The following is a 21321-nucleotide window of genomic DNA, read 5'->3' as shown; positions in this document are numbered from 1 at the left end:
CTCACCCCAGCATCCGGGACGCCACCGCGGCCTGCCGGGCGGCGATCCGCTCCCGGTATGCGGCCGGCTCGACCGGCTCGGCGTACGGCAGCAGCTTCGGCACGTCCTCCACCGCGACGACCTCCACCTGCGGCCCGTCCTCGGCGGTCAGCGCGCGGGACAGCCGCTGCCAGCGCAGCTGGATGTAGCCGCGGCGGTGGCCGGTGCACTCCAGCCAGTTCGCCACGCCCGGGTCGCGCTCGCTGACGACGTACCGGATCATCCCGTCGGGATCGACGCGCGCCTGCGGCACGGTCAGGCTCGTCTGGTGGTGGATGTAGTCCAGCGAGACGTACCACATGCTGCCCAGCTGGATGCCCTGGTACGGGGCGTCGGAGGCGGGCACGGTGAGCACCATCGCCCGGTCGTCGCCGAGGTCGTAGTGGCCCACCGAGGAATACTGGGTGGCCAGGCCGCCGGGCGTCGGGCGGGGCGCGGTGAGGGTGTTCACCGGCAGCCCGAGATAGAACCGCTCGGCGAAGGCGAGGAAGGTGCGCAGCCGGCTGATGAGGATCTTGCCGGCCACCCGGTAGCGCTTGGCGAGGGCGTCGCGGCTCGGTGGCGGCGGGGCCAGGCCGATCCGGTCGGCACGGGCGATGCGCAGCATGCCCGGCTGCTCCGTGGCCCAGTCGCTGAACACCTCGCGCACCACGAGCATGGCCGAGCCCGGCGCGAGCGCGACGGCGTTGCGGCCGGACGGCCCGGGACCGAACCGGATCCGGAACGCGCCGTCGTCGCCGATCTCGATCTCGCGGTCGTCGAAGGCGGCGAGGCTGCCCGGGACCTCCAGCGGTGAGTAGTCGCCGTCGAGGACCTGGAAGCTCAGGTCGCTCGTGGTGCCGCGGCGGCCGGTGACCACGTATTCCGCGTCGTCGCGCAGCCAGGCGTGGAAGTAGAGCGTGTCCGGGTTGTCCAGACCCAGCTTGGTGTAGGGCCCGGTGGACCGGACGAAGTACGGGAAGTCGCGGTCGTAGGCCCAGGCCATCTGCAGCGAGGCCCGGATGCTGCCGGCGAGGTAGTCGTACCCCTCGGCGAGGTCCTGGTCGTCGCGGACGTGCGGGGCCCCGGCGATGATCTTCTCCGCCTGGTGGATCGCTTCCGTGAACGGCTGGGTGAGCACGGCTCATGGTAGAACTGGTTCTATTATTGGGTCAACGAGCGGCCATGCAGCGACTTGACCGCATCAGGAACGTGTTCCACTCTTGGCGCGTGGCCGAGACGATGCGGGCGTACCGGATGGTCGAGTGGGGCGGCGCGCCGCGGGCGGCCGAGGTGCCGGTGCCGGCGCCGGCAGCCGGGCAGGTGCTGGTGCGGGTGGCCGGTTGCGGGCTGTGCCGCTCGGACCTGACGATGCGGCGGATGCCGCGCTCGGGCGGCGAGCGGCTGGGCTGGACGGTGCCGTTCACCCTGGGCCACGAGACCGCCGGCTGGGTCGCCGCGCTCGGCGCCGGCGTCGACGGCCTCGCCGAGGGCGACGCGGTCGCGCTGGCCGCCGCGGCCTCCTGCGGCACCTGCTGGTTCTGCGTCCGGGGACTGGACAACGACTGCCCGCACGGACTCGCCGGCCGCGGGTACGGGCGCGACGGCGGCCTCGCGGACTACGTCCTGGTGACCGGCCGCCGCGGCCTGCTGCCGCTGGGCGGGCTCGACCCGGCGCACGCCGGCCCGCTGACCGACGCGGGCGCCACGGCCTACCACGCGGTCCGGCGGGCGCTGCCGCGGATCACCGCCGGCGGCACCGCGGTGGTGCTCGGCGCAGGCGGCCTGGGGCTGTTCGCGGTGCAGTTCCTGCGGGCGCTCACCGCGGCCCGGGTGGTGGCCGTCGATCCCGGCCCGGACCGGCGCGCGCTCGCGCAGGAGGCCGGGGCGGTGCCGGTGGACGGCGTGGACGCCTCGACGGCCGGGCGCCTGCGGCAGCTCACCGGGCGCGCCGGCGCGGACGCGGTGCTCGACTTCGTCGGCACCGACGAGACCATCGCCGCGGGCGTCGCGGCGGTCCGGGCGGGCGGGGCCTACGGGCTGGTGGGGTCGGCGGGCGGCCGGCTCGCGAAGCCCTGGTTCGGCACGCTGCCGCGCGACGGCGAGGTCTACACCTTCCAGGGCGCCACGATCGCGGACACCCAGGAGGCGATCGCCCTGGCCGGCGCCGGCCTGATCCACAACCGGGTCGAGGAGTTCGGGTTCGACGCGGTCGACGAGGCCTACTCCCGGCTGGCCGCGGGATCTCTTACAGGTCGCGCCGTGGTCGTTTTCGATCGTCGTCCGCCGCAACCCTCCGGTGTGGAGCCCTTACCGAACGCGAACAATATCCGCGTAGAGTCCTGACCCGGACCGGGTTTCCTGCTTTCGGCGGACCTCCGGTTCGTCGTTTTTTGCCCACCCCGCAGGAGACTCCATGCACACCAGATCCACGCTCCGGCGTACGCTCGCCGTGCCGGTGGCCGCCCTGGCCCTCGCCGGCATGGCGCTCTCACCGACCGCGCCGACCCAGGCCGCCCCGGTGGACGACGCCGTCGGCAGCGACTGGCTCGGGTTCGGTTACAACCAGGACCCGCTGTACCGCGGCCGCGCCGACATCCCGCCCGGCAACGGCGAGTGGCCCGACTCCGAGTTCAAGAAGCTGATCAAGCGTACGGACTACATCAACCCCGGCCTGGTGCGGATCATGTTCAACCGCCCGTGGTTCAACCCGTCCGACAAGGTCGGCGAGTACGACTGGGACACCACCCAGATGAGGAACGTCTTCCGGATCCTGGAGCACTACCAGAAGCAGGGCACCAAGGTGGTGACCGGCATGTGGGGTCTGAACAGCAAGGACTTCTACACCTCGCCCGAGGCCGCCACGCTCCAGGCCGACCTGATGCGCAAGCTCGTCAAGGACAAGGGCTTCACCAACGTCGTCCGGTACAACGGCATCAACGAGCCCAACAACGACAAGGGTCTCAAGTACACGGACTGGGTGAAGGCCACCGCGAACCTGCGCACGGCGTTCGGCCGCGCCGGCCTGGCGCTCGACCTGATCGGCGGGCCGGACACCGCGGAGGCGAGCATCGCCGCCCAGGAGGGCGACCTCGGCTCGATGTCCGTGCCGAAGGAGCACGCCGGGACACCGCAGCACCTGGTCTGGAAGAAGGCGGGGCTGACCGGCTTCTCGGCCCGCCTCTACCGCACGCCGGACGCCCGCGGCACCCACTGGACGTTCCAGGCCTCGAGGAACGGCACGGACTGGACCGACGTCGACGTGCAGGAGACCGCGCCGGTGCGGACCTACGCCACCAAGCCGTGGTACCGCGTCGACGTCTCCCCGCGCGCGTTCCCGGACGGCGCCAAGTTCCTGCGGCTGACGATGCCGCCGGTCCAGGGCATCGAGCGGGCCGTCTCCAAGGTCACCCTGTTCACCGCGTCCGGCGCGACCACGGATCCGATGAACGACCTCACCAAGACGGACTCGCACAGCTCCGGCTGGACCTTCCCGGGCGGCGGCACCACGGTCAGCGACTGGTGGTTGCAGTCCGCCCTGGACCGCGAGGTCGCCCAGTACCAGGCCCACTTCTACGTGCACGAGGTGGACATCCCCGGCACGCCGCCCGAATACCCCGAGGCGACGCTGACCGAGGCGGTGAAGCAGCTCAAGCAGGCCAGCGGCGGCGGCTCCGTGATCCTCGGCGAGACCGGCATGAAGGCGCCGGCCGACGACCCCGACAAGGACTACAGCTTCGTCAAGGAGCCCGCCCACGCCGTCCGGATGGCGGACCTCGCGGTGCAGGAGGCGCGGGCCGGCGTGGACGGCGCCCTGGCGTGGTGCCTCGACGGGTACGCCGAGAAGACCGGCTGCGGGATGTGGGACCACTACGAATCCCTCGATCCCACGACGCTGCGGCCCTGGTTCTACACCTGGAGCCTGCTCAGCCGGTACCTGCCGGCCGGCTCGACGATGTACGCACCCCCGCAGCCGGCCGGCGTGCGGGTGCTCAAGGCCAAGCTGCCGGGCGCCAAGGGCTGGACGTTCGTCCTGGTCAACCGCAACAGCTCCGCCGCCCGGGTGTCGATCACCGCGCCGACCGGCAGGATCGAGCTGGACAAGTACGTCTACACCGAGGGCAACGCGCCGGTCGACCCGGCCACCGGCTTCCCGAAGCCGGCCGAGCACCTCACCGCGAACTTCGACAACGGCAAGGAACTGAGCGTGGCAGCCAACGGGGTCGCGATCTTCACGACCGCCGCCCCCTGACCTGACCCCGCACCGGCCGGGGCGCATCCCAGATCCGAGGGGGGAATGGGACGGGCCCCGGCCACCGGCCTAGCCCGCCGGCTCCACCAGGGCCGCCAGCCGCTCCAGCGTCGCCACCATCGACCGCTGGTTGCGCGTGTCCCAATCCATCACCCGGATCAGCCACTTCGCCCGGCAGGTGGCCCAGTCGAAGGTCTCGCGGACCAGGGTGGCGGTCGCGGTCACCGGCTCCAGCTCGTACCGCCAGACGTGGTGGCCGAGCTCCTGCCGCCAGGCGATCCGCCGGTCCGGCTCGTACTCGACGACCGTGTTCCACATCCGGTACGCCACCCTGACGCGCATGTCCATCGTGAACCGCGCCCCGGGACCGAGCCGGCGGGGATTGCGCGGATGGCCCGCGACCACCGTGCCGGAGCCGTCGAACCGCGCGTGGGCCGCAGGGTCGGCGAGCAGATCGAAGATGCGCCCCGCCGGCGCCGCGACCACCCGCTCGGCGAACACCCGGCGCCGCGCGTGCTCCCGCTCCCGGTCTCCCCGCGCGGTACTGGCCACGAACCCGAACATAACGCCGCGCCGGTGCCGTGACAGCCGCGAGTGACCACTCCCACCTATGACGTTGTTCATGCCGTACGGTCACCGCAGCTTGCGCAGGCGGGTGAGGGTCTCGTCGGCCTCGGCGACCAGGTCCGCCAGGACCTCGGCGACCGGGCGGACCCGGTTCATCCGGCCCACGACCTGGCCCACCGGCATCGGCACGACGCTCGGGTCCCCGGCCGCCATGAGCCGGGAGTGCGCGCCCGCCACCAGCATGTTCTGCAGGGGCATCGGCAGGGGTTCCGGCGCCTGCGGCCCGGTCCAGGCCTCGGTCCAGCGGTTGCGCAGCAGGCGCGCCGGCTTGCCCGAGTAGACCCGGCTGCGGACCGTGTCGCCGGAGCCGGCCCGCAGCAGCGCCTCGCGCAGGGCGGGCGGGCTGCGGTACTCCTCGGTGCCGAGCCAGACCGAGCCGGTCCACACCCCGAGGGCGCCGAGGGCCAGCGCGGCGGCGATCTGGCGGCCGCTGCCGATGCCGCCCGCGGCCAGGACCGGCACCCGGTCCCCCACCGCGTCGACGATCTCCGGCACCAGCACCATGCTGCCGATCTCGCCGGTGTGCCCGCCGGCCTCGTAGCCCTGGGCCACGACCAGGTCGACGCCGCCGGCCACGTGGCTGCGGGCGTGGTCGGCCCGGCCGGCCAGCGCGGCCACCAGCAGGCCCTGCTGGTGCGCGCGGGCGACGACGTCGGCGGGCGGCGGGCCGAGCGCGTTGGCGATCAGCCGTACCGGGTGGGTCAGCGCCACCTCGACGTGCGAGCGCGCCACCGAGTGCAGCCATCCGAGCACGCCCGGGCGGTCCTTCTCCCCCGCGGACAGCGGCGGCACGCCGAGCCGCAGCAGGGTCCGCTCCACGAAGTCGCGGTGTCCCGGTGGGATCAGGCGGTCGAGGTCGGCCGGGGCGCCCTCGGGCGGGCCGTGACCGGGCATCACCACGTCCACGCCGTACGGGTGGCCCGCCGTCTCGGCGTCCAGCCAGGACAGGGTGGCGTCCAGCTCGGCGGGGTCGTTGAAGCGCACGCAGCCCAGCACGCCCAGGCCGCCGGCCCGGCTGACGGCCGCCACCACGTGCTCCGACGGGCTGAACGCGACGACCGGGTGGGCGATGCCGAGCAGGTCGCACAGCTCAGTCCGCATGGCTCACGGCCTCGCCGCGGTGGCTCTCGGCGTACCGGCGGGCCCAGCCGTAGTCCGCCTTGCCGCTGAGCGTGCGGCTGATCTCGTCCACCCACCACAGCTCCCGGGGCACCTTGTATCCGGCGATCCGCCGGCGCAGGTGCTCGTCCAACTCCGCCGGGTCGGGCCGGTGGCCGGGGCGCGGCTGCACCAGCGCGGCCACCCGCTGCCCGAGCCGCTCGTCGCTCAGGCCGATGACGAGCGCGTCGAAGACGCCCGGGTGGGCCTTGAGCGCGCCCTCCACCTCCTCGGGGAAGACCTTCTCGCCGCCGGTGTTGACGCAGGTGTTGCCGCGGCCGAGCAGCGTGATGGTGCCGTCCTTCTCGAGCCGGGCCAGGTCGCCCGGCACGGCGTAGCGCACGCCGTCCACCTCGGTCAGCAGGGCGGCGGTCCGCTCCGGGTCCTTGTGGTAGCCCAGCGGCAGATAGCCGCCGCGGGCGAGGCGGCCGATCACGCCGGGCTCGGCGGGCCGGCCGTGCTCGTCGATGACGATGGTGTCCGGGCCGGGCGTGAAGCGGGGCCCGTCCACCGCGCCGCCCTCGACCTCGGCGACCACGCCGAGCCCCGCGAAGCCGGTCTCCGACGAGCCGATCGCGTCGGTGATCAGCACGTCCGGCAGGGTCTCCAGGAACTGGCGCTTGACCACCGGCGAGAACAGCGCGGCGCTCGACGAGATCGCGAACAGCGAGGAGCCGTCGTAGCCGCCGGCCAGGTACGCCTCGATCATCGGGCGGGCCATCGCGTCGCCGATGAGCACCACCACGTTGACCCGGTGCCGCTCGATCGCCCGCCACGCCTCGTCGGCGTCGAAGTGCGGCAGCATCACCACGGTGTCGCCGCCGAAGAGCGCGGCGAGCGCCGCCCACTGGGCGTTGCCGTGGATCAGCGGGGCCAGGCAGAGGCGCACCATCCCGCCCGTCTCGACGCCCCGCCGGGACTGCGCCCACTCGTCGGCGAGCGGGATGCCGGACATGAAGTCGACGCCGCCGCCGAGCACGCGCCAGACGTCCTCGTGGCGCCAGATCACACCCTTGGGATAGCCGGTCGTCCCGCCGGTGTAGAGCAGGTAGAGGTCGTCGCCGGAGCGCTCCGGGAAGTCGCGGCCGGGGTCGCCGGCGGCCAGGGCGTCGGCCCAGGTCACTCCGCCGTACGCGGCGATCCCGGCGTCCGTGCCGTCCGGCAGCGCCACGACCGTGTGCACGCCCGGCGCGCTGGGCAGCACGGCGGCGACGCGGGGCGCGTACCTGCGGTCGTGGATCAGGGCCGTCAGGTCGGCGTCGGCGAACAGGAACTGCAACTCGTTCTCGACATATCGATAGTTGATGTTCACGACTGCCGCGCGCAGCTTGTACACGGCGATCATCGCCGTCACGGCGTCGATCGAGTTGCCCGCGTACAGGCCGACGTGGTCGCCCGCCCCGACGCCGCGCGCCCGGAGGAAATGGGCCAGCCGGTTGGCGTCGGCCTCGAGCTGCGCATAGGTCGCCGCCCGCTCGCCGCAGGCCACGGCGACGCGCGTGCCGAACGCGTCGACCGCGTGCTCGAACAGATCCGCAATATTGGCCGCCATCACTTGAAAGTAGAACGTGTTATCGTGCCGGGCAAGCCCTGGATCGGCGCGAGGAGGGGGACGGCGTGGCAGCCGAGACCGAGGAACCGCACGCCCTCGTCGAGCAGCGCGGGCCCGTCCTGATCGTGACGATGAACCGGCCGCGGGCCCGCAACGCGCTGTCCGCGCCGATGCTCGCCCTCATGCGCGACGCGTGGGACCGGGTGGACGAGGACCCGGAGATCCGGGTCTGCGTGCTCACCGGCGCCGGCGGCGCCTTCTGCGCCGGCGCCGACCTGAAGGCGATGACCCGCGAGCACCCCGGCGACGGCTTCCGCGCCGGCGGCACCGACCTGTCGCGCATCGACGCGCTGCTCAAGGGACGCCGGCTGACCAAGCCGCTGGTGGCCGCCGTGGAGGGGCCGGCGGTCGCCGGGGGCACGGAGATCCTCCAGGCCACCGACGTGCGGGTGGCCGGGGCGAGCGCCCGCTTCGGCGTCTCCGAGGCGTGCTGGGGGCTCTTCCCGCTGGGTGGCTCGGCCGTCCGGCTGCCGCGGCAGCTGCCGTACACGATCGCGGCCGAGCTGCTGCTCACCGGCCGGCACCTGAGCGCGGAGGAGGCCCGGCGCATCGGCCTGGTCGGGCACGTCGTGCCGGACGGGCAGGCGCTGGCCACGGCGCTGGAGCTGGCGGGGACGATCGCCGCCAACGGCCCGCTGGCGGTCCAGGCCATCCTGCGCACCATGCGCGAGACCGAGGGGATGCCGGAGAACGAGGCGTTCGCCGTGGAGTCACGCCTGGGCACCGCGGTCTTCCTGAGCGCCGACGCCAAGGAGGGCCCCCGCGCCTTCGCCGAGAAGCGCACCCCCCACTTCCACGGCCACTGATCAGATCGCCCGCTCCCGCCCGGCCCAGTACGGCTCCCGCAGCAGTCGCTTGTAGAGCTTGCCGTTCGGGTCGCGCGGGAGCTGGTCGACGTAGTCGATGCTGCGCGGCAGCTTGAAACCGGCGACCCGGCCGGACAGGTACGCGAGCAGCTCGGCGGTCAGCTCGGCGCCGGCCCGCACGCCCGGCTCCGGCTGCACCACCGCCTTGATCTCCTCGCCCCACTCCTCGTGCGGGATGCCGAACACCGCGACGTCGGCGACCGCGGGGTGACCGGCCAGCTCGCCCTCGATCTCGGCGGGGTACACGTTCACCCCGCCCGAGATGATCACGTCGCTCTTGCGGTCGCACAGGTACAGGTAGCCGTCGTCGTCCAGGTAGCCGATGTCGCCGACCGTGAACATGGCGCCGCGCCAGGACTCCCGGGTCTTCGCGGCATCGCCGAGGTACTCGAAGCGGGCGTCGCCCATCTGCAGGTAGACCTGCCCGGGCCGGCCCACCGGCACGTCGTCGCCGTGGGCGTCCAGCACCCGGATCACCGACCCGGGCCAGGGACGCCCCACCGAGCCGGGCCGCTCGCGCCACTCGTCGGCGGTGATCACGGTGCCGCCGCCCTCCGAGGCCGCGTAGTACTCCACCACCACCGGTCCCCACCAGTCCAGCATCCGCCGCTTGACGTGCGGCGGGCAGGGCGCGGCGCCGTGGATCATCACCCGCATCGAGGACAGGTCGTACGCCGTGCGTACCTTCTCGGGCAGCGCGAGCAGGCGGGCGAACTGGGTCGGGACCATGTGGCTGTGGGTGACCCGGTGGCGCTCGATGAGGCGCAGCGCCTCGTGCGAGTCCCAGCGGTCCATCACCACCACGGTGTGCCCGAGCAGGACCGAGATGACGGCGAAGTTCATGACGGCGGTGTGGTAGAGCGGAGAGCCGCACAGGTGCACGTGGTCGTCGAACGGCTCCAGGCCGAACAGGCCGAAGAACCTCGTCGAGGCCTCCGGCACGTCGTCCGGGTCGGCGCCGGTGAGCGGCCGGCGTACCCCCTTGGGCCGGCCCGAGGTGCCCGAGGTGTAGACCATCAGCGCGCCGGCCGTGCGCGCCTGCGGGCGGCCGGGCTCGCCGGCGCCCAGCGCGGCGAGCGGGCGGAAGCCGGGGATCTCCCCCACCGCAAGACGCCCGCCGGGCGCCGTCCCGGCCTGGTCGGCCGCGGCCGCCGCCGCGGCGGCGAAGCGCTCGTGGGCGACGAAGACCCGCGCGCCGCTGTCCCGCAGGATGTAGGCGATCTCCGGGGCGGTCAGGTGCCAGTTCACGGGGACGAGATAGAGCCCCGTCTGGAAGGCGGCGAAGAAGGCCGCGAGCATGTCCGCGCCGTTGGGCAACAGGACCGCCACGGCGTCGCCGGGCTCCAGGCCGAGGTCGCGCAGCCCGCGCCCGATGCGGTCGGCCTCCGCGGCCAGCTCCCCGTAGGTCACGGTCCGGCCGTCGGTGTCCACGATGGCCGCGCGGCGCGGCGACCGCGCCGCGATGGTCCACAGCCCGATGTCCGTCATGCCGCGATTCTATAACGCGTTCTATCGATGGGAAGGGGGCCGCCGGGGCGTCTTGCCCGCGCCGATAGAACGTGTTTCACTTCGCTGGTGGATATCGCGCAGGCGCCGCCGCTGTCCGCCCCGATGGACATCGCCTTCGACTACACCCGCTCGCTCGGCCCGGTGCTGGGCCGGTTCATGACCGCCCTGCGCGACCGCCGCGTGCTCGGCGGCCGGACCTCGGACGGGCGCGTCCACGTCCCCCCGCTGGAGTACGACCCGCACACGCATACCCCGGTGACCGACCTGGTCGAGGTGGGCACCGCCGGGACCGTGGCGAGCTGGAGCTGGATGAGCCGGCCACTGGAGGGACAGCCGCTGGAGCACCCGTTCGCCTGGGCGCTGATCCGGCTCGACGGGGCGGACACGGCCCTGCTGCACGCCGTGGACGCGGGCGGTCCCGGCCGGATGCGCACCGGGATGCGGGTCCGCATCCGCTGGGCCGGCGAGCGCATCGGCCACATCCGCGACATCGCGTGCTTCGAGCCCGGGGAGGCGCCCCCGGGCGAGCCCGGCGAGCGGACGGCGGCCCCCGTGACCATGGTGACCACCCCGATCCGGCTGCACTACCGGCACACCACCTCGGCCGAGGAGGGCCGCTACCTGCGGGCGCTGGCCGAGGGACGGCTGCTCGGCCAGCGCTGCCCGGTCTGCCGCAAGGTCTACGTCCCGCCGCGGGTCTGCCCCGCCGACGGCGTGCCACCGGACGAGGAGGTGGCGGTGGCCGACCGCGGCACGGTCACCACGTTCTGCGTGGTCAACGTCCCGTTCGCCGGTCAGCGGCTGGAACCGCCGTACGTGGTCGCGCAGGTCCTGCTGGACGGCGCCGACATCCCGCTGCCGCACCTGATCGTCGGCTGCCCGGCCGCGGAGGTCCGGATGGGCATGCGGGTGGCCGCGGTCTGGCGCGAACCCGAGCGCTGGTCCACCACCCCGGAGAACATCGCGCACTTCGCGCCCACCGGGGAGCCCGACGCGCCCTACGAGTCGTACGCGGACCAGTTGTGAACCGCCGGGTCGCCGTCATCGGGTTCGCCCAGTCCCCGTGCCTGAGCGAGGCCGGCACCACCAGCGGCGTCGAGACGCTCGTGCCGGTCCTGCGGGACGCGCTGGCCGGCGCCGGGCTGCACCGGCGCGAGGTGGACTTCTGGTGCTCGGGTTCCTCCGACTACCTGGCCGGGCGGGCGTTCTCGTTCGTCAACGCCGTCGACGCCATCGGCGCCTTCCCGCCGATCTGCGAGTCGCACGTGGAGATGGACGCGGCCTGGGCGTGCTACGAGGCGTACGTCAAGATCCTGGCGGGCGAGGCGGAGACCGCGCTGGTCTACGGCTTCGGCAAGTCCTCGGCCGGCCGGCTGCGCCGGGTGCTGGCGCTGCAGCTCGACCCGTACGCGACGGCGCCGCTGTGGCCCGACTCGGTGAGCGTCGCCGCGCTGCAGGCACGCCTCGCCCTCGACGCCGGGATCCTCAGCGAGCGGGACATGGCCGAGGTGGCGGCGCGCAGCCGGGCCGACGCGGCCGGCAACCCGTACGCCCAGGTGGCCGGGGAGACCACGGCCGAGCGGCTGCTCGCCGAGCCGTATCTCGCCGACCCCCTGCGTGCGCACGACTGCGCACCCGTCGGCGACGGCGCCGCGGCGCTGGTGCTGGCGGCGGAGGACCGCGCCCGCCGGCACCGCGACCGTCCGGCCTGGATCACCGGCGCGGCGCACCGGATCGATCCCCAGGGACTCGGCGAGCGGGACCTGACCGCCGTACCCTCGGCGACCGCCGCGGCCGCCGCCGCGGGGCTGCCCGCCGACCTCGACGCGGCCGAGCTGCACGCCCCGTTCACCCATCAGGAGCTGCTCCTGCGCACGGCACTCGGGCTGGGCGACGGCGTGCGGATCAACCCGTCCGGCGGCGCGCTGTGCGGCAACCCGATGTTCTCCGCCGGCCTGGCCCGGATCGGGGCCGCGGCCACGCTGGTGATGTCCGGACGGGCCACCCGGGTGGCGGCACATGCCACGAGCGGCCCGGCCCTGCAACAGAACCTGGTCTGCGTGCTGGAGGCGGGACGATGAGAAGGGCGGCCGTACTGGGCACGGGACAGACGCACCACCGCACCCGGCGCACCGACGTGTCGATGGCCGGGCTGTGCCGGGAGGCCGTCGACCGGGCCCTGGTGGACGCGGGCACCGACTGGTCGCAGATCGACGCGGTCGTGCTGGGCAAGGCGCCGGACCTGTTCGAGGGCGTGATGATGCCCGAGCTCTTCCTGGCCGAGGCGATCGGTGCGGCGGGCCGGCCGCTGCTGCGGGTACACACGGCCGGCTCGGTGGGCGGCGCCACCGCCAACGTGGCCACCACCCTGATCCGCGCCGGGGTGCACCGGCGGGTGCTGGCGGTCGCGTTCGAGAAGCAGTCCGAGTCCAACGCCATGTGGGCGCTGTCGATCCAGCCGCCCTTCAGCGCGCCGATCGGCGCCGGGGCCGGCGGCTACTTCGCACCGCACATCCGCGCGTACATCCGGCGCAGCTCGGCGCCGGAGCACATCGGGGCGCTGGTGGCGGTCAAGGATCGGCGCAACGGGGCGCTCAACCCGTACGCCCACCTGCGGCAGCCGGACATCACGCCGGAGTCGGTGCGCTCCTCGGCCATGCTGTGGGACCCGATCCGCTACGACGAGACCTGCCCCTCCTCGGACGGCGCCTGCGCGGTCGTCCTCGGCGACCAGGCGGCGGCCGAGGCCAGCGACCGGCAGGCGGCGTGGATCCGGGCCACCGCGATGCGCACCGAGCCCACCTTCTTCGCCGGCAAGGACCACGTGAACCCGCGCGCCGGCGCCGAGGCCGCCCGGGCGCTGTGGGACGCGGCCGGCATCGCCGACCCGCTGGACGAGGTGGACGTCGCCGAGCTGTACGTGCCGTTCTCCTGGTTCGAGCCGATGTGGCTGGAGAACCTCGGCTTCGCCGAGCCCGGGCACGGCTGGAAGCTCACCGAGGCCGGCGAGACGCGGATCGGCGGGCGGCTGCCGGTCAACCCGTCCGGCGGCGTGCTGTGCTCCAACCCGATCGGCGCCTCCGGGCTGCTGCGCTTCGCCGAGGCGGCCATGCAGGTGATGGGCCGCTCGGGCGGGCACCAGGTCGCCGGGGCGCGCACCGCGGTCGGGCACGCGTACGGTGGAGGCTCGCAGTTCTTCTCGATGTGGGTGGTCGCGACCGAGCCGTGAGGTAGCTCAGCGGTACCGGACCGGCAGGTGCTTGATGCTGTTCAGCCAGCCGGAGCGCAGCCGCTGCGGCGGACCGGCCAGGCTGATGTCCGGCATGTGGTCGGCGATGGCGTTGAAGATGAGGTCGATCTCCAGCCGGGCCAGGTTGGCGCCCAGGCAGAAGTGCGCGCCGCTGCCGCCGAAGCCGAGGTGCGGGTTGGGGCTGCGGGTGATGTCGAACCGCTCCGGGTGGTCGAAGACCTCCTCGTCGAAGTTCGCCGAGCCGTAGAAGAGCGCCAGCCGCTGGCCCGCCTCGATCTCCTGCCCGCCCAGCTCGGTGTCGCGCATCGCGGTGCGCTGGAAGACGTTCACCGGGGTGCCCCAGCGGACGATCTCGTCCACCGCGGTCCGTGGCCGCTCGGCCTTGAACAGCTCCCACTGCTCGGGGTGCTCGAGCAGGGCCAGAATCCCGTGCGAGATCGCGTTGCGGGTGGTCTCGTTGCCGGCCACGGCCAGCAGCAGCACGAAGAAGCCGAACTCGTCGGCGGACAGGTGCTCGCCGTCGATCTCCGCCTTCACCAGCGTGGTGACGATGTCGTCGCGCGGGCAGGTCTGGCGCTCCTCGGCCATCTTCATGGCGTAGCCGAGCAGTTCCATCGCCGGCTCCATGGCGTCGGCGCCGCCGCTGTACTCCGGGTCGTCGTACCCGATCATCGCGTTCGACCAGTCGAAGACCTGCCGGCGGTCGTCCTGCGGCACGCCGATCAGCTCGGCGATGGCCTGCAGGGGCAGCTCACAGGCGACCTCCGTGACGAAGTCGCCGCCGTCGGCGCCGGACGCCGCCCGCACGATCCGCTCGGCGCGGGTGGCCAGCGCGGAGCGCAGGCTGTTGATGGCGCGGGGGGTGAAGCCGCGGGAGACGATGGCGCGCTGCTTGGTGTGCTGCGGCGGGTCCATGTTGAGCAGCACCAGGCGCTGCATGTCGATCCGGTCCCGGGGCAGGTCCGCCTGGAACCGGACGATGGCCGTGTTCTCCCAGCTGGAGTACGTGTCGCTGTCCCGGGACACGGTCATCACGTCGGCGTGCCGGGTCACCGCCCAGTAGCCCTCGTCGTCGAAGCCGGCGCTGCCGCGCGCCTGCGGGATCCACCACACCGGCGCGGTGCGCCGCAGCTCGGCGAACTCCGCGTGCGGTATGCCGTCGACGTAGATCTGCGGATCGGTGAAGTCGAAACCCTCGGGGATGCGAGGCTCAGCCACGGCTCCTCCTCCAGAAACAGGTTCCACCAGATTGAAACACGTCGAGGTTCCCTGTGGTATACCTCTGATGCAGCGTTGGTAGAACACGTTCTACAACTGGGAGGCCGTCGTGGGCGTACCGGTGATCGTCGGCGCGGTCCGCACGCCGATCGGCCGCCGCGGGGGCCGGCTGGCCGGGCTGCACGCCGCCGAGCTGCTCGGCGCGGCGCAACGCGCGGTCCTCGACCGCACCGGCATCGACCCGGCCCTCGTCGAGCAGGTCGCCGGCGGCTGCGTCACCCAGGGCGGCGAGCAGTCCAACAACATCACCCGCACCGCGTGGCTGCACGCCGGCCTGCCGTACCCGACCGGCTGCCTGACCGTCGACGCGCAGTGCGGATCGGCGCAGCACGCCGCACACCTCGTCGCCGGGCTCATCGCCGCCGACGCCGTCGAGGTCGGCATGGCGTGCGGGGTCGAGTCGATGAGCCGGGTCCCGCTGCGCGCCAACCTCGGCAAGGACGCCGGACTCCCCCGCCCCGGTTCCTGGCACATCGACCTGCCCAACCAGTACGTGGCCGCCGACCGCATCGCGGCGCGGCGCGGGCTGACCCGCGCCGACCTCGACCGCTTCGGCGTACGCTCCCAGCACCACGCCGCCCGCGCCTGGGACGCGGGGCACTTCGCCGCCGAGGTGACCCCGGTCGACGCCCCGGTGCTGGACGCCGACGGCCGCCCCACCGGCGAGATCCGGACCGTGGACCGCGACCAGGGCCTGCGCGAGACGACCGCGGCGGGCCTGGCCGGCCTGCGCCCCGTCCTCGACGGCGGCCTGCACACGGCCGGCACCGCCTCGCAGATCTCCGACGGCGCCGCGGCCCTGCTGCTGATGGACGCCGGCCGGGCACGCGAGCTGGGCCTGCGCCCGCGCGCCCGGATCCTGGCCCAGTGCCTGGTCGGCGCCGAGCCCTACTACCACCTGGACGGCCCGATCGCGGCCACCGAACGGGTGCTGGCCCGCACCGGCATGAAGATCGACGACATCGACCGGTGCGAGGTCAACGAGGCCTTCGCCAGCGTGGTGCTCTCCTGGCTGGCCGTGCACCGCGCGGACGTCGACCGGGTCAACGTGAACGGCGGCGCGATCGCGCTCGGGCACCCGGTCGGCAGCACCGGCTCCCGGCTGATCGTCACCGCCCTGCACGAGCTGGAACGCACCGGCCAGGGCACCGCACTGGTCACCATGTGCGCGGGCGGCGCCATGGCCACGGCGACCATCCTCGAACGGATCTGAACTCCGGCGTCAGCCGGTGACCGTCACGGTCACCAGGCGAGTGAGACGGCCGGATCGCACGAGCACCGGATCCGACCCGGTGAGTGCGGCGCAGCAATGGCAAGATCATGGATGTGGACGCTGCACGCCGCATCATCGTCGCGCTCGACTTCGACACCGCCGGCGACGCCGAGGCGATCGTGGCTCGGCTCGGGGACGCCGGTCAGGCGTACAAGATCGGCCTGGAGCTGCTGACCGCGGCCGGCCCGGCACTGGCCGCCAGGCTGGCCGCCGAGGGCAAGGACGTCTTCCTCGATCTCAAACTGTTCGAGATCCCGACCTCGGTCGCGGGTGCCGTTCGGGCGGCCGGCCGGCTCGGAGCGACCATGGTAACCGTGCACGCCATGGCCGGCATCCGGATCATGGAAGCCGCGGTGCGGGCCGCGGCCGACTTCCCCCAGCTACGGGTGATCGCGCTGACCGTCGTCACGAGCCTGACCGACGCCGACCTCGCCGACGTGGGCGTGCGAGCCACGACCGCCGAGCAGGTCCCCCGGCTGGCCCGGCTCACTCGGCATGCCGGCTGCCACGGCGTCGTCGCCTCCGCCCAGGACGCGGCGACACTGCGCGAACACCTCCACCCCGGCATGCTGATCGTCACGCCGGGTGTGAGGCTGCGCGCCGAACTGGCCGGTCAGGCCGCAACCGAGCATGCCCGCCCGGCAGACCCGGTCGCCGCCATCCGGGCGGGCGCCTCACACATCGTCATCGGCCGGTCCCTGACCCGGGCACCAGACCCGGCCACAGTGCTCGCCGACCTCACGGATGAGCTCGGCAACATCGCCGCGACACGCCGGGGATGATGCTCTGCATGCAGCGCAGTTGACCGGATTCGGCGTGCTCGAGGCAGGCGGTCTCCAGGAACTCTCTCGGCCGCTGGAACCAGGGTTCGCGCATGACCGGCCGATGACCGCCACGGTGTCGATAGCTCACCGTTGACATCCACTGCCGACAGGACGAGATTGGAGATAGCGGACGAACCTGTTTCGCTGGTCCGCTGATGCGCCTCACGTCGGGTGACCGGATTCCCGGGCCGGTTGCCGGCGCACGGCGATCCGGTCGCCGCCGACGGTAGCGATCGCCTGGCAGGGAGCAAGCGGATGACCCGACTGCCGAGGTCCACGCCCGCCACGACGGAGATCCGCAACCCCGCCACCGGCAAGCCGATCGGCGAGATGCCGGCCACCGGTCCTGCGCGGACCGCAGAGGTGATCGCCGCGGCGCGGCAGGGCCGCCGGGACATGGCCGCGTCCTTGCGCGAGCGGCTGATGCTACGCACCGGCGACGACGCCTCGGCGCGGCGGCGGTTCGACCGCAGCCAGCTGATCAACGGCGGTTTCGCGGTCGTCTTCCTGGTGTTGCTGGTGTTCGCCGTAACGACCAGCGACTCGTTCCGCACCGACGACAACGTGACGAACCTGCTGCGCCAGTCGGTGCCCACCGCCCTGCTCGCGCTCGGCATGCTGATGGTGATCCTCACCGGCGGCATCGACCTGTCCGTCGGCTCCATCGTGGCCCTCACCGGCCTGATAGCGGCGGGGCTCGCGGCCGAGCTGCCGGTGTCGGTCGCGATGGCGCTCGCGGTCACGGTCGGCATCGCCTGCGGCGCGGTCAACGGCGTGCTGGTCGCCTGGTTCCGGTTGGCGCCGTTCGTGGTGACCCTCGCAGCGCTCACCACGATCCGTGGCCTGGCGTACGTCTACTCCGAAACCCCGATCACGCCGGCCGACATCGGCTTCCTGACGCTGGGTACCGCGTCGATCGGGCCGATCCCGTACGCGACCCTTGTCGTCGTCGCGCTGTTCGGCGCGGCCTGGGTCTTCCTCACCCGGACCACGCCGGGACGTGCGATCGTGGCGATCGGCGGCAACCGCCAGGCGGCCCGGCTGGCCGGGATCCATGTGCCGCGCCATGTCCTGCTGACGTACCTGATCAGCGGGTTCTGCTCCGGCCTGGCCGGCGTGATCCTCGCCTCGCGGGTCGGCATCGCGCAGCCGAGTGTCGGCGTCGCCTTCGAGCTCAACGCCATAGCCGCCTGCGTGATCGGCGGCGCCAGCCTGGCAGGTGGACGCGGCAGCGTCGTCGGCACCCTCGGCGGCGTCGTGCTGCTGGCACTGATCGACAACCTGCTCACCCTTCACGACGTCCAGAGCTACTGGCAACAGGTCCTCAAGGGCCTGATCATCGCCGCCGTCGTGCTCGCACGCCGGCGAGAAACCCCATGAAGTCCGCACATAGCGGCCGGCGTGCCGGCATACGGACTACCCACCGGTCTCACCGGAGGAGGCTGAAGATGAGACGACTGATCGCATCGGTGGCCGTTGGAGCTTGCGTGTTCGCAGCCACGGCGTGCGGATCTGACGACGGAGGTTCCGGATCCCGCAGCCGCATGATCGGAATGGCGAACTTCACCCTGGGCGCACCGTACTTCATCGGAATCTCCAAGACCGTCGAGCGGGAGGCCGCCGAGGGCGGCGTCACCGTGTCCGTGACCGACGCCAAGGGCGACGCCCCGGCATTGACCTCGAACGTCGCCGACCTGTTGGCCAAGGACGTCGACGGCATGATCATCTCCGGCGGTCCGCTGGAGGCCGCCCCGGCGGCCCTGGCCGCCATCAAACAGAAGGGCATCCCGGTCGTACTCGTCGACCGCAAGCTCAAGCCGGGCGAGTACACCAGCTGGGTCGGGCCGGACAACGCTGCGATCGGCCACCAGGACGGCACGTACATCAACGACAGACTGAAGGGCCGGGGCAAGGTGGCGATCATCCGTGGTGGTCCGGCCGACAACTCCATCGGGCTGGCCAGGACCGGCGGGGTGACCTCGGTGTTGCAGAAGCAGCCGGGCATCGAGCTGGTGGTGGCGCCGGAGTTCGGCGAATGGAGCAGCGACGGGGGCCTCAAGGTGATGGAGAACCTGCTCGCCCGGCACCGGGACATCAAGGCCGTCTTCTGCGAGAACGACTCGATGTGTCTCGGCGCGCAGAAGGCCATCAGCGACGCGGGCCGCAGCAAGGACATGTTCCTGGCCGGTGTCGACGGCCAGAAGGAGGCGCTCGCCGCGATCAACGCCGGCACCAACTACGAGGTGACCGGCCTGAACAACGCGGTCACCATGGGCAAGGCCGCCTATCAGCGCCTCATCACACTGCTGGACGGCGGCACCGCGGAGAAGGACACGATCGTGCCCTCACCGATGATCACGAAGGAGAACGCGGGCCAGTACTACGATCCCCACAGCGAGTTCTGACCGATTCGCACACACTGAGGATCGGCAGCGCCGAACTTGCCGGCTATCTCGCTCCCCGCTCGCCGACCTCGCCGACCTGGCACCGCCTTCCGGGCGCCCAGTGCCCGGGTGAGCTCGCCAGGTGCGGCGATGTCGGGTTCGCGCGGGACGTTCGACGCGAGAGAAGGACCCAGGGTCGCACACCAACGCCGACTACGGAAAGTCGCAAGGCAGGTGCCGCCGCGCCAGGGCGCGACTGTGCCTCAGGGCACATCTTCCCAGTTGGGAAGGCTAGTCCGTTCGGCCATGGCGCCGCGGTCTCACGCTCCGTATCGTTGCGCTGCGTAATCGTGGTGGTCGCTGCGCCGACCTCTTTCCGCTTGGGGTGTCCATGTTCCGTCTGTCCCGGTCCGCTCTGCTGGTGGCCGCGCTGTCGATGGCCGGCGGCGTGCTCACGCCAGGCGCCGCGTACGCCGCCGACACGACGACCAACCTGTCCGCCACGCAGATGGCCGCGGCCCTGAAGACGGTGGCCACCGCGTCCACGGCCGCAGCCGACGGCGGCCTGCGGACCGACCTGGTCATCAGCGACGACACGGAGTCGGGATCCGGTTCGTTCGTCGTCGACCCGTCCCACGGCGTCTCCCACGACAGGTTGCGCTTCGCCGGAACCGACGAGGACAGCTACGCCGTCGCCGGAAAGGGCTACTTCCACACACTGCCCGACCGCGCGTCCCGGGCCGCGGTGAAGATGATGGGCCGTCCCACCGTCAAGTACGCGTTCACCCCCGACCGGTCACTCACCCTCGCCGAGCACCTCGAGCAGACCCCGGCACCGGCCTCGCTGCTGAGCGAGGGTGTCGACCACGCGGGCACCAGGACCGTGCACGACGACGGGTCCGCCGACTACGTCCAGGTCGTCGAGGGCCAGAAGATCACCCTTCGGGTCGGCCCCGCCGGGACGCTGAGCGGCGCCCAGGTCCAGTACGGCAGTCTGGCCGTGACGGTGACGTACACGTACGCACCGCAGAAGATCACGCTCCCGGCCGCGAGCACCGTGATCAGCGAGGCCCAGCTGACGTTGGGCGTGTGGTACCTGCAGATGCCCGCCGACGTCAAGTACGTCAGCCACACCGGCGCCGCGAACGCGCGACGGGCGGCACGGGGCGCGACGGTGCAGGTCGCATCGCTGCGTAAGGCCGTGCGCCGTGAGGTGTCGGCGTTCAACACCAAGGCACAGCTCAAGATGATCAAGGTCAAGGACGTGCGCCGCGGCGTACGGGTCTACGCCACCAACCCGTGGACGCACAGGACCGTCGCCTACACGGTCACCGCCTCCGGCAAGAAGGTCGTCGTCCGGAGTTGAGGGCCGGTGGTCGTCGAGCCGGTGTCCCGTCAGAGGATCGGATACACCCGTACGGCTCTGCCGCTTCGCGGTGCGGGGCACGTACCGTGCCATCCGTGATCCAGACAGCTATCGACCCGGCGGGCCCCGCGGCCGTGCCCCGGCCGACGACGGTGACCGCCGCGTTCGCGTGTCAGGTCGCCCTGGTCGGCACGCTGCTGCTGATCACCGCGACGGCCGTGGCCCAGGCGGTCCGGTACAACGCCCTGATCGGCCGGGCGGCGCGGACGGTCGGTGCGAGCCCGGCCGACGTGTCGGCCGAGCGGGCGATGAACCTGTCCAGCACCCTGGCCATCGCCGTGCCGCTCGTGGTGCTGGCCGTCTGGCTGGGCCTCGCCGCGGTGGGCGTCCGCCGGGGCAGCAACGTCGCCCGGATCCTCAGTGTGGTGGGGGTCGGCATGCCGCTGGCCCTGGGTCTGCTGGTGTGTGTGCTGGGCGGCCTGCTCGGCAGCGTGCTGGCGGTGGGACTGCTGGCCGGGCCGCCCGACGACTCCTTCGCCGAGGACGACAGCGGCTTCGTGGTCGAGGAATTCGCGAGCGACGGCGAGATCGCCCTGTACGAGGAGATGACCCGGCTCGACACCGGCGGCTGGTCGACAGCCCTCGACGTGATCGGGACGACCGTGGGCATGCTCGCCCTCCTGCTCGGCGCCGCGACCGCGATCCTGCTGCTCATCGGCCCGTCCGACCGGCACTTCCGGCCCCGGCGGTGGGTGCCTCCGCCCACCCCGCCGGCGGCTCCCTGGCCGGCACCCGGCTACCCGTTGCCGCCGCCGCACCCCTGGTACGGCGGCCCGGCCCTGCCGTACCCGCCGCATCCCGGTCCGTCCGCTGCGCCCCCGCCCGGCTGAGCTCGTCCCCGGGT

Annotated in this window: 18 protein-coding genes; 12 read left to right on the top strand and 6 right to left on the bottom strand. The window is 72.7% G+C overall.

Annotated elements, in window-relative coordinates; translation table 11 throughout:
- Window position 1: 1 nt before the first annotated feature.
- The gene (locus IEY99_RS24070; protein WP_189206330.1) at window positions 2-1159 is read right to left on the bottom strand and encodes a hypothetical protein; all 1158 of its coding nucleotides are present in this window, start codon (window positions 1157-1159) and stop codon (window positions 2-4) included.
- Window positions 1160-1248: 89 nt separating this feature from the next.
- On the opposite strand from IEY99_RS24070, the gene IEY99_RS24065 reads away from it, so the two are divergent.
- Window positions 1249-2364, top strand: a complete 1116-nt coding sequence (locus IEY99_RS24065) for an alcohol dehydrogenase catalytic domain-containing protein (protein ID WP_229799193.1) — start codon at window positions 1249-1251, stop codon at window positions 2362-2364.
- 70 nt (window positions 2365-2434) lie between these two features.
- On the top strand, window positions 2435-4270 hold the full coding sequence (locus IEY99_RS24060) for a hypothetical protein (protein ID WP_189206329.1): 1836 nt from the start codon (window positions 2435-2437) through the stop codon (window positions 4268-4270).
- Window positions 4271-4339: 69 nt separating this feature from the next.
- Here the strand turns inward: IEY99_RS24060 and IEY99_RS24055 are convergent, their stop codons facing one another.
- The 3 genes from IEY99_RS24055 to IEY99_RS24045 all read right to left on the bottom strand — a co-directional run bounded on the left by IEY99_RS24055 (window position 4340) and on the right by IEY99_RS24045 (window position 7607).
- Complete coding sequence (locus IEY99_RS24055) at window positions 4340-4822, bottom strand: SRPBCC family protein (RefSeq protein ID WP_229799192.1); 483 nt, start codon at window positions 4820-4822, stop codon at window positions 4340-4342.
- 81 nt (window positions 4823-4903) lie between these two features.
- Window positions 4904-5998 carry an NAD(P)H-dependent flavin oxidoreductase gene (locus tag IEY99_RS24050; protein ID WP_189206327.1) on the bottom strand — a complete coding sequence of 365 codons (1095 nt, stop codon included), beginning with the start codon at window positions 5996-5998 and terminating at the stop codon, window positions 4904-4906.
- A complete protein-coding gene (locus IEY99_RS24045) occupies window positions 5988-7607 on the bottom strand; it encodes an acyl-CoA synthetase (protein ID WP_189206326.1) in 1620 nt (539 codons plus the stop codon). Before IEY99_RS24045 ends, IEY99_RS24050 begins: the two co-directional genes overlap by 11 nt.
- A gap of 65 nt (window positions 7608-7672) precedes the next feature.
- On the opposite strand from IEY99_RS24045, the gene IEY99_RS24040 reads away from it, so the two are divergent.
- Window positions 7673-8473 carry a crotonase/enoyl-CoA hydratase family protein gene (locus IEY99_RS24040; RefSeq protein WP_189206325.1) on the top strand — a complete coding sequence of 267 codons (801 nt, stop codon included), beginning with the start codon at window positions 7673-7675 and terminating at the stop codon, window positions 8471-8473.
- Here IEY99_RS24040 and IEY99_RS24035 read toward each other — a convergent pair whose 3' ends face one another.
- Window positions 8474-10021, bottom strand: a complete 1548-nt coding sequence (locus IEY99_RS24035; protein ID WP_189206324.1) for an acyl-CoA synthetase — start codon at window positions 10019-10021, stop codon at window positions 8474-8476.
- Between the two features lie 87 nt (window positions 10022-10108).
- Here IEY99_RS24035 and IEY99_RS24030 point away from each other — a divergent pair, with 87 nt between their 5' ends.
- Genes IEY99_RS24030 through IEY99_RS24020 form a run of 3 tightly spaced genes read left to right on the top strand, consistent with a single transcriptional unit; the run spans window position 10109 to window position 13271 of the window.
- Window positions 10109-11068 carry a Zn-ribbon domain-containing OB-fold protein gene (locus tag IEY99_RS24030; RefSeq protein WP_189206323.1) on the top strand — a complete coding sequence of 320 codons (960 nt, stop codon included), beginning with the start codon at window positions 10109-10111 and terminating at the stop codon, window positions 11066-11068.
- Complete coding sequence (locus tag IEY99_RS24025) at window positions 11065-12123, top strand: thiolase family protein (RefSeq protein WP_189206322.1); 1059 nt, start codon at window positions 11065-11067, stop codon at window positions 12121-12123. The genes IEY99_RS24030 and IEY99_RS24025 overlap by 4 nt, the downstream gene beginning before the upstream one ends.
- Complete coding sequence (locus IEY99_RS24020) at window positions 12120-13271, top strand: thiolase family protein (RefSeq protein WP_189206321.1); 1152 nt, start codon at window positions 12120-12122, stop codon at window positions 13269-13271. Before IEY99_RS24025 ends, IEY99_RS24020 begins: the two co-directional genes overlap by 4 nt.
- 6 nt (window positions 13272-13277) lie before the next feature.
- On the opposite strand, the gene IEY99_RS24015 is transcribed toward IEY99_RS24020, so the two are convergent.
- Window positions 13278-14510, bottom strand: coding sequence for a cytochrome P450 (locus IEY99_RS24015; protein WP_189206320.1), 1233 nt, complete (start codon window positions 14508-14510; stop codon window positions 13278-13280).
- A 109-nt stretch (window positions 14511-14619) separates the two neighbouring features.
- Here IEY99_RS24015 and IEY99_RS24010 point away from each other — a divergent pair, with 109 nt between their 5' ends.
- The 6 genes from IEY99_RS24010 (at window position 14620) to IEY99_RS23985 (ending at window position 21307) form a co-directional block, all read left to right on the top strand.
- Window positions 14620-15783, top strand: coding sequence for a steroid 3-ketoacyl-CoA thiolase (locus IEY99_RS24010; protein WP_189206319.1), 1164 nt, complete (start codon window positions 14620-14622; stop codon window positions 15781-15783).
- Window positions 15784-15896: 113 nt separating this feature from the next.
- On the top strand, window positions 15897-16625 hold the full coding sequence (gene pyrF / locus IEY99_RS24005) for an orotidine-5'-phosphate decarboxylase (protein ID WP_229799191.1): 729 nt from the start codon (window positions 15897-15899) through the stop codon (window positions 16623-16625).
- 297 nt (window positions 16626-16922) lie between these two features.
- Window positions 16923-18047, top strand: a complete 1125-nt coding sequence (locus IEY99_RS24000; RefSeq protein ID WP_229799189.1) for an ABC transporter permease — start codon at window positions 16923-16925, stop codon at window positions 18045-18047.
- Window positions 18048-18220: 173 nt separating this feature from the next.
- Window positions 18221-19072: a substrate-binding domain-containing protein gene (locus IEY99_RS23995; protein WP_229799187.1), complete on the top strand. Its 852-nt coding sequence runs from the start codon at window positions 18221-18223 to the stop codon at window positions 19070-19072.
- Between the two features lie 370 nt (window positions 19073-19442).
- Entirely contained in the window at window positions 19443-20417 is a 975-nt protein-coding gene (locus tag IEY99_RS23990; protein WP_189206316.1) for a hypothetical protein, read from the top strand.
- Between the two features lie 95 nt (window positions 20418-20512).
- A complete protein-coding gene (locus tag IEY99_RS23985) occupies window positions 20513-21307 on the top strand; it encodes a hypothetical protein (RefSeq protein WP_189206315.1) in 795 nt (264 codons plus the stop codon).
- The last annotated feature ends 14 nt before the right edge of the window (window positions 21308-21321 follow it).

This window comes from Couchioplanes azureus, from assembly GCF_014648355.1.
Classification (GTDB): Bacteria; Actinomycetota; Actinomycetes; order Mycobacteriales; family Micromonosporaceae; genus Actinoplanes; species Actinoplanes azureus.
The sequence above is the reverse complement of the archived record's forward strand: the minus strand, read 5'-3'. Positions and strand labels throughout refer to the sequence as shown.